The 8,413-nt window shown below is 60.0% G+C and carries 9 protein-coding genes; 1 reads left to right on the top strand and 8 read right to left on the bottom strand.

The window, feature by feature from the left end:
- Together Q0O19_RS13140 and Q0O19_RS13135 are read right to left on the bottom strand one after the other, a co-directional pair.
- Positions 1 to 882: allantoate amidohydrolase (locus Q0O19_RS13140; protein ID WP_295523697.1), on the bottom strand; the 882-nt coding region annotated here is incomplete at its 3' end.
- Between the two features lie 20 nt (positions 883 to 902).
- Entirely contained in the window at positions 903 to 1,709 is an 807-nt protein-coding gene (locus tag Q0O19_RS13135; protein WP_295523696.1) for a GntR family transcriptional regulator, read from the bottom strand.
- A gap of 10 nt (positions 1,710 to 1,719) precedes the next feature.
- On the opposite strand from Q0O19_RS13135, the gene Q0O19_RS13130 reads away from it, so the two are divergent.
- The gene (locus tag Q0O19_RS13130; protein ID WP_295523695.1) at positions 1,720 to 2,247 is read left to right on the top strand and encodes an ureidoglycolate lyase; all 528 of its coding nucleotides are present in this window, start codon (positions 1,720 to 1,722) and stop codon (positions 2,245 to 2,247) included.
- Between the two features lie 30 nt (positions 2,248 to 2,277).
- Here the strand turns inward: Q0O19_RS13130 and Q0O19_RS13125 are convergent, their stop codons facing one another.
- The 6 genes from Q0O19_RS13125 to Q0O19_RS13100 all read right to left on the bottom strand — a co-directional run.
- Positions 2,278 to 3,480, bottom strand: a complete 1,203-nt coding sequence (locus Q0O19_RS13125; protein ID WP_295523694.1) for an amidase — start codon at positions 3,478 to 3,480, stop codon at positions 2,278 to 2,280.
- Positions 3,481 to 3,503: 23 nt separating this feature from the next.
- The gene (locus tag Q0O19_RS13120; RefSeq protein WP_295523693.1) at positions 3,504 to 4,502 is read right to left on the bottom strand and encodes an ABC transporter ATP-binding protein; all 999 of its coding nucleotides are present in this window, start codon (positions 4,500 to 4,502) and stop codon (positions 3,504 to 3,506) included.
- Positions 4,499 to 5,560 carry an ABC transporter ATP-binding protein gene (locus Q0O19_RS13115; protein ID WP_295523691.1) on the bottom strand — a complete coding sequence of 354 codons (1,062 nt, stop codon included), beginning with the start codon at positions 5,558 to 5,560 and terminating at the stop codon, positions 4,499 to 4,501. Before Q0O19_RS13115 ends, Q0O19_RS13120 begins: the two co-directional genes overlap by 4 nt.
- A 7-nt stretch (positions 5,561 to 5,567) precedes the next feature.
- Positions 5,568 to 6,461 carry an ABC transporter permease gene (locus Q0O19_RS13110; RefSeq protein ID WP_295523689.1) on the bottom strand — a complete coding sequence of 298 codons (894 nt, stop codon included), beginning with the start codon at positions 6,459 to 6,461 and terminating at the stop codon, positions 5,568 to 5,570.
- A gap of 21 nt (positions 6,462 to 6,482) precedes the next feature.
- Complete coding sequence (locus Q0O19_RS13105) at positions 6,483 to 7,436, bottom strand: ABC transporter permease (protein WP_295523687.1); 954 nt, start codon at positions 7,434 to 7,436, stop codon at positions 6,483 to 6,485.
- A gap of 105 nt (positions 7,437 to 7,541) precedes the next feature.
- A partial coding sequence (locus tag Q0O19_RS13100) for an ABC transporter substrate-binding protein (protein ID WP_295523686.1) occupies positions 7,542 to 8,413 on the bottom strand: 872 nt, incomplete at its 5' end.

The following is an 8,413-nucleotide window of genomic DNA, read 5'->3' as shown; positions in this document are numbered from 1 at the left end:
CAAATCGATGCTGAATTTGACCCGACCCGGGATCACGTTGCGGCTGTTCGGGTGCACATGCACCATGCCCACCGTGCCTCTGGCGTGCGGTGCATGCAAGTTGGCCGAGTTCACCACGGCCTGCATCAAGTGCGTGGCCACCTGCAAGGCGTCTCGGCGCAAGGGCATCGGGGTGGGCCCGGCATGAGCCTCCATACCGGTCACGGTGCAGTCAAACCAACGGATGCCCAAGGAACCACTGACCACGCCAATGGTCACGCCCGCGTCTTCCAGCACCGGGCCTTGTTCGATGTGGGCTTCAAAATACGCCCCGATGGGGTGCTGCCCAGGCACTTCGCTGCCCACATACCCTATTCGCTGCAACTCCTCCAGCACGGTTTTTCCCTCTTGGTCTTGGGCTTTGTAGGCATGCTCCAGCGAAAACGCGCCCGCAAACACACCCGAGCCCATCATCACTGGCACAAAGCGTGAGCCTTCCTCATTGGTCCAAAAGGCCACCTCAATGGGGGCCTCGGTTTCGATGCCGTGGTCGTTCAGACAGCGCACCACCTCCAGCCCGGCCAGCACGCCGTAGTTGCCGTCGAACTTCCCGCCCGTGGGCTGGGTGTCGATGTGGCTGCCGGTCATGACGGGCGGCAAATCGGGCTGCCGCCCTGGTCTGCGCATGAAGACATTGCCGATTTGATCGACCGTGACCGTCATGCCCGCTTCACGCGCCCAAGACGTGACCAGGTCACGGCCTTGTCGGTCAAGATCGGTCAAGGCCAAGCGACAGACGCCCCCTTTTTCGGTGCCGCCGATTTGGGCCAGCGTCATCAGGGATTGCCACAAACGGTCTTCGTCAATGCGCAAGGAAGACAAGGTTTCGGGGCTCAGGTTCATGGGGTGATCTCCAAAGGTGTTCACTCAGGGCTGTCACGGTAGGCTTGAAAAACATCGCGCAATTGTCGGCGAGGTGTCGTTGGGGCCGTCAGGGACTGCTCCAGTTCATTGAGGTGTTTGCGCATTTCTGCACCCGCTGCTGCGGCATTTTTTTGCAGGGCTGCGATCAAGTCGACATGGCGATGGGCCACACACACTTGCCCCCCTTGGCGTTTGAAATGGGACATGAGCAAGGAGGTGGTGGGCAGCAAACCGTTGAGCCAACGGGTCAAAACCGGGTTGCCATGCATGCGCGCCATGGCTTGGTGAAATTCACCCGAAAGACGAACGGCCAGCGCATGCTTGCCTTGGCGGTCCGCCTCGACTTCACAAGTCGCCAAATCCTGCAAGGTCTGCAATTGTTCGGCGGTCAGTCGTCCGGCAAGTTGCCTGGCCACTTCGCACTCGACCACCCTGCGGGCATCAAAAACACTGCCCGCATCTTCCAGGCTGGGAATGGGCACGCGCGCACCGCGGTTGTGCAGCAACTCGATGACCTGCTCTTGCGCCAGACGTTGCAGTGCTTGGCGCACCAAGGTGCGCGACACGTTGAACTGCTCGGCCAGCTCTTGCTCACGCAAGCGCTCCCCCGGGGACAATCGGCGCTCCAAAACCGCCTGATAAATCGCCTCATACACCCGATCGGCGCCTGTGATTGGCAACACCGTGCGCTCTTTGGGGGGATTTGCAAAGCCAGCGACGGCATCGCCCTCCATCGACAAACTGACAGGCTCGTCCGGCTTGGCCTTGCGTGGCAGCGGCACGCCCCATCCAAGCTCATCTGTCATGATGGACCCCATGCACCCAAGTCACCCCAAGAACACGGACAAGCCTGTGGGTATTCTGGCTTGTCAGCCCCTGACAGCAAACACCTTCTCCCCCTATGGCAAGGTTTTGGATTTGTTTGCATCTCCCAACCGATCGATCAACCAAGGCACCAGCGGGCGACTGGATTTGCCTGCTGGCTTGGACCTGGCGGGTGATCAGGGCGCGCCTGTTGTGGCGGTATTCCATGCCCTGGCGCAAAACCCGCAGGGCCCTTGCCACTTGCTGGAACGTCACCAACGGGGCAGCCAGACCTTTGTGCCATTGACCGGTGCGCGATGCCGCTTGCTGGTGGCCTTGGGTCAAGACCAACCCGATCTGACCACGCTGCGATGCTTTGAGGTCTCGGGCCAGCAAGGCTTCACCTTGCACAAAGGCACTTGGCATCACCCCCTGATGGCCTTGGACAACGGGGCCTTTTTGGTGCTGGAGCGCCAGGGCCCCACCGAAGATTGTGAGATTCATTCACTGCCTTTGGGCGTGCGCCTGGGTCCTCTTTGAAGCCGCACGCAGGGAATCAATCTGAAGGTCTCAAGATCCAGCGCGGTGGATGAGTTCCGCCAGTTTGACCAGGCTGCGGTCTGAACCTTTGGGCCCGACCAAAGAGATGCCCAAGGGCGCACCCTGATGGCTGGCCAGAGGCAAGCTCACCTGTGGCAAACCCGCCATGCCCGACACGCAGAGCAAATTGGTGGCCCGGTTGCGGTAGTCCTCCAATTCGGCATCGGTCTGACGGATCCAGGGGGCCGCATCGGGCATGGTGGGCATCAAGAGAACGCCATCTGTGCCCAGGATGTGCTGCATGTGCTTGCACCAGCGTTCGCGAAAAGCCCGCGCCTTGGCCACCTGCTCGTCGCTGACTTTGGAGGACCAGTCAAATCGCTGGGCCACCCCTGCGCCCAACACCGGACGGAAACGCTGAATGAACGCGCCATGAACATCCCAGGCTTCGCGCCCCTGAATGGCGCGGAAATGCCAGTACATGCTGTCCATGTCATCCAGCACGATGCGCACCGGCTTGGCCTTACCCAAGCATTGTTCAATTTTTTGCCGAACAGGCTTGAGCGCCTTGAGGGCGCCTGGCGTGGCCAGCGACCACATGTCGGTCGGAGCCAACAACCGAATCTGATCGGGCAAGGGCTGTGGATCGCTGCCCAACAAGACCTGCGCCACGCGGGCAAAGGTGGGCACATCGCGGGCAAACCATCCGCAGGTGTCCAGGCTGGGCGACAAGGCCATGGTGTCTTGCAGGCTGATGCGGCCATGGCTGGGCCGCATGCCAACCAAACCGCAATGGTTGGCGGGTGCCCGCACCGAGCCGCCGGTGTCCGAGCCCAAAGCCACATCGCACAGGCGGTTCGACACGGCAGAAGCCGAACCCGAGGAGGACCCTCCACTGATGCGTTCGGCCACAGCGCCATTGATCGGCGCGCCGAAATGGGCATTTTGACCATTCATGGAAAATGCCAATTCGTCGGTGACCGTTTTGCCAACAAAGCGCGCACCGGCGTCGAGCAAACTTTGCACCACTGGCGCATTGCGGTCCTGCATACCCCAAAGCGCCATCAGCAGGGGTTGGCCGCCACTGGTGGGGTAACCCTTGACGTGGTAAATGTCTTTGACCGCAAAACTCAAGCCCGACAAAGGACCGGTAGCAGCATGGGCCACCGGGCTGGATGGGTAAGGCATGAAAGCGTGGGCGTTGTCCCACAGGGCATCGGTGTGTTGACTCATATTGACCTCACTTTGAAAAACGATCAGGCCACCCGCTGAGGCTGGGCCAGCAGGCAACGGACACTGTGGCCATCGGCCAACCAAGTGACCTCTGGGCGTGTATCGCTGCATTCAGGCACCGCCATTTTGCAACGGCTCGCAAAAGCACAACCCTTGGGCAAATCCGTCAAGTCCGGCGGTGCACCCGCAATGGTTTCCAAGCGCTGGCCTTTGGCCAAAGCCCCGTCGGCGCGGCTGAGGAGCAAGGCCCGGGTATAGGGGTGCCGCGGCTCACGCATCAAGGTGCGGGCAGGCCCCTCCTCCACGATGCGACCGGCGTACATCACGGCGATCCGATCAGCCACTTCCACCGCAGCACCGATGTCATGCGTGACAAAAATCACCGACAAGCCCATCTCTTTTTGCAACTCGCGCAAAAGCAACAGGATCTGGATCTGCACCGTCGCGTCAAGGGCGGTGGTGGGCTCATCGGCCAGCAACAACTGGGGCTGACAGGCCAGCGCCAGCGCGATCATGGCGCGTTGGCGCATGCCACCCGACATTTCGTGCGGATAGGCCTGCAAGCGACGCTCAGGACTGGGAATGCGCACCCGCTCAAACAGGGCCAAGGCGCGCTGTTTGGCGGCGGCCTCGCTCACATCCTCGTGACGGCGAATGGTTTCAATGATTTGCTGGCCCAAGCTGTAAACCGGATCCAGCGCCAGCAATGGCTCTTGGAAAATCATGGAGGCCACACGTCCACGGAATCGGCTGAGTTGGTCCGGCGAGAGTTTGAGAACGTCGTGATCACCCACACGAATTTGCCCTGCAATTTGGGTTTTTTTCTCCGCATGCAAACGCAACAAGCTGCGCAAGGTCACGCTTTTGCCAGAGCCTGACTCGCCAATCAGGGCGACCACTTCTCCGCGTTGTACGCGCAAGTCCACGCCCGAGACCGCCTGAACGGGTTTCTTGCCCCCGGTGAACGTGACATGCAACTGACGGATGTCCACAAATGCAGGCGTTGTTGTGTCCGGTTTCATGCCACAACCTCCAAAGGCTTGACCAGGCCCTGCCCTGCCGGTGCACCGGTGTGCGCTGCGCCAGCGACGTGCATCCAACAGGCCACCTGTTGGCCATGCTGGGCTTGGGCCAACACCGGCATCTTTTCACTGCAAATGGCTTGGGCATGCACACAACGGGTGTGAAAACGACAGCCGCTGGGCGGGTTGATGGGGTTGGGGGGGTCGCCTGCCAAAGGCGGGGTCTCGGTGCGCCGATCCGGGTCCAAAGTCGGGATGGACGACAGCAACGCTTGGGTGTAGGGGTGCGCGGCATGCTTGAACAGGGTTTCACTGCCCCCCACTTCGACCACTTGGCCGAGGTACATCACCATGACCCGGTCGCTCATGTATCGCACCACATTCAGGTCGTGGCTGATGAATATATAGGTCAGGCCAAACGCCTCTTTCAAGTCCAGCAAGAGGTTCAGCACCTGGGCTTCGACCGACTTGTCCAGGGCAGAGACCGCCTCGTCCAAGATGATCAAACGCGACTGCAAGGCCAAAGCCCGGGCAATGTTGACGCGCTGCCTTTGCCCCCCTGAAAGCTCGTGCGGATAACGCTCAGCAAAGCGCTGTGGCGCCAAACCCACCCGGTCGAGCAAGTCACGCGCTCGCTCGATCGCCTCCCGCTCAGGCAATCCGTGCACCATGGGGGCAAATGCGATCGAGTCCTCCATGGTCAGGCGAGGGTTCAAGGACGCGTAGCTGTCTTGAAACACCATTTGGGCCTGGCGACGGTAGGCCTTCAATGGCAGCAACTTGCTGCCCACCGTCTGGCCATCGAACACCAGCTCGCCCTGGTCGGGCGTGATCAACTGCATGAGCAACCGCGCCGTGGTCGATTTGCCGCAACCGGACTCGCCGACCACCCCCAAGGTCTCGCACTTGAAGACGTCAAAGCTCACCCCATCCACGGCACGCACCACGCCCGCGCCGCGCCCCAACAGGTCTTTCTTGAGTGGGAAGTGCTTGACCAAGCCACGCACCGAAAGCATCGGCTGGGTGGATCCGCCCGCCGCATCATGGGCCATAGTCATTCGAACCTCACTGTTTGATTTCCATGGCCGAGCGCAAACCGTCGGCCAGAAGGTTGAAAGCAATCGATGTCATGAAAATCATCGCCCCAGGCAAGGCTGCAATCCAGGGTTGGGTGTAAATGGCGGTGCGCAAGGTGTTGAGCATCAGGCCCCATTCCGGCTCAGGGGGTTTGACCCCCAGACCCAAAAAGCTCAAACCCGAAGCCAGGATCATGGACACCGCAATCAAACTCGTGGCATAGACAAAAATCGGCCCCAGCACATTGCCCAGCACATGCACCCGCACAATGGTGAATGCCGACGCACCCGAGGCCCTGGCTGCCTCGACAAAATCACGCTCCCGAATCTGCGTGGTCACGCTTTCGGCCACACGGGCCAGCGGGGGTATGAACACAATCGTCAATGAAATAAGGGAATTGGTGATGCCAGCCCCCAAAGCGCCCGACAAGGCAATGGCCAACAAGACCGAAGGAAAAGCATAAAAAACGTCGATGGTGCGCATCATCACGCTGTTGACCCAGCCGCCGGTGTAGCCGGCGGTGATGCCGATCAAGGAGCCGATGACAAACGCACAGACCACGGGGGTGATGCCCATGAACAAAGACAATTTGGCCCCCACCATCAAGCGGCTGAGCATGTCGCGGCCCAACTCGTCGGTGCCCAAGGGGTGCCCTTCAAAACCAATCGGCTTGAGGCGTTTGAGCATGGCGGACTGGTACGGGTCCATGGGCGCTAGCCAGGGGCCGAACACAGCCAGCACCATCAACAACAGCACCACCAGGGCGGCACCCACGGCCACCTTGTCGCGTAAAAACCGACGCCCCACGGTTTCCCAATAACCGGCCGATCTCTCGTACACCAGCGGAAGCACAGGGCTGGCAGCCGCATTCAATGAAGTCATTTCAATTCCTTGGGGTCGGGATCAAGCGCGTGCAATGCGAGGGTCCAGCAAGGTCTGGATCACATCCACGATGAGGTTGAGCACGACAAAAAACATCGCCAGCACCAAGATCGTGCCTTGCAGCAAAGGCAAGTCGCGCTGGAAGATGGCCGAATTGAGCAAGAAGCCCGTGCCAGGCCAGGAAAAAACCGTCTCGATCAGGATCGAGCCCCCCAGCAAATAACCCAACTGCAAGCCCATCACCGCCAAAGCAGTGGGGGCGGCATTTTTGACCACATGCCAAAAAATCCCCAAATTGGTCAAGCCCTTGGCACGCAAACCCACGATGAACTCTTGTGCCAGGATGTCGGCCACCAAGGCCCGCACCGTCCGAGAAATGATGCCCATCGGGATCACGCTCATGGTGATGGCGGGCAAGAGCATGTGCTTGAAGTGCTCCCAATCCCACACCCACTGGCTGGAGCCACCGGGCCCAGCGCCGCCCGGCGGCAGCCACATCAAAATCGACGAAAACACAATCACCAGGACCATGCCCAGCCAGTAATGCGGAACGCTGACCCCCAGAACAGACAGCAAAGAAGCGAATTTATCCAGCCAAGAGTTCTGGAAATACCCGGCCACAAAACCAAACAAACAGCCCAGCACAAACCCGATCAGGGTGGCCAGCAAGGCGAGGCGCAAAGTGTTGCCCACGGCGGTCATGACCTCCGAAGCCACCGGCCGGTTGCTGGCAATGGAAGTACCCAGATCGCCCTGCAAAGCGCGCCAGACCCAGGTCACAAACTGTTCAGGGTAAGAGCGGTTGAATCCGTACAGCTCGATCAACTGCGCCTGCAAATCAGCAGAGGCGTCAGGCGGCAAAATCGACATAAGAGGATCACCGGGTGCCAGGTGCACCAAGCCAAAACAAACCAGCGCCACCCCCAGCATGATGGGCAGGGAATAAATCAGTCGCCGCAACAAAAAGCTGAGCATGCCAGCACTCCAAAACTGCAATTAAAAAAAGTGTGCAGGCAGGCCGCTCACCACCTGACTGCACACCCAGCGGCATGGGCCCGGTGGGCCCACGCCGTGTGACCATCAGTCCATCGACACTGGCGCCAAATCAACAAACCAACTGCGTGGCTGCACGAAACCCTTGACCTTGGTGCTCATGGCGCGAGGCCCCACGTCATGGGCAATCCAGACAAAAGGCGCCTCTTCAACAATGCGGGCGTGCAACTTGGCCAGCGCCTCATCACGCCTCTTATCTTCGAACTGAGTACGGGCATCGGTGATCAATTTGTCAAATTCCGGATTGCCAAAGTAACCCCAGTTGTTGGACACCGGTGGGAAGGCGCCTGTGCTGGTGAAACGAACCATGGCAAAGAAGGGGTCCATCGCTGCATAGCTCACATTGATGGCATTGGCGCCGTTGGCCGATGGGTCCTTTGCACCCTTACGCCAGTTGGTGAACAAGGTGTTCCACTCGATCACGTCAAACTGGACGTCAAAGAAGCACTGCTTGAGCGACTGTTGCACAAACTCGTTCATGGGCAAGGGCTGCATCTGGCCCGAGCCTGACGCCGAAATCTGCACCTTGACTTTGAGGGGTTTAGCCGCGCTGTGACCCGCTTGTGTCATCAAGGTCTTGGCCGCGTTCACGTCGTACTTGATGTCAAATTTGGGGTTGCCCCACCAGGGGTGGCCCGGAGGCACGGTGCCTTTGGGGGCCGCCATCATCCCGCCCAAAAGGGTTTTCAGGCCTTCACGGTCCACGCACAAGTTGGCCGCGTGACGCACCCGCTTGTCCAGCCAAGGCGAGCCTTCGGCAAACGACAACTGCCAAGGCCACACATGCGGCTGGGCGTTGCTTTCAATCTTGAAGCCCCGCTGGCGAATTTGCGACATGGCGTCGGGTGCTGGCGCTTCGATCCAGTCGACCTGCCCACCCAGCAAGGCTGCAGTGCGGG

The sequence above is a fragment of the Limnohabitans sp. Rim8 genome, assembly GCF_945869175.1.
Taxonomy (GTDB): Bacteria; Pseudomonadota; Gammaproteobacteria; order Burkholderiales; family Burkholderiaceae_C; genus Limnohabitans_A.
Note: the sequence above shows the minus strand (reverse complement) of the source record. Positions and strands in the feature narration are given on the sequence as shown.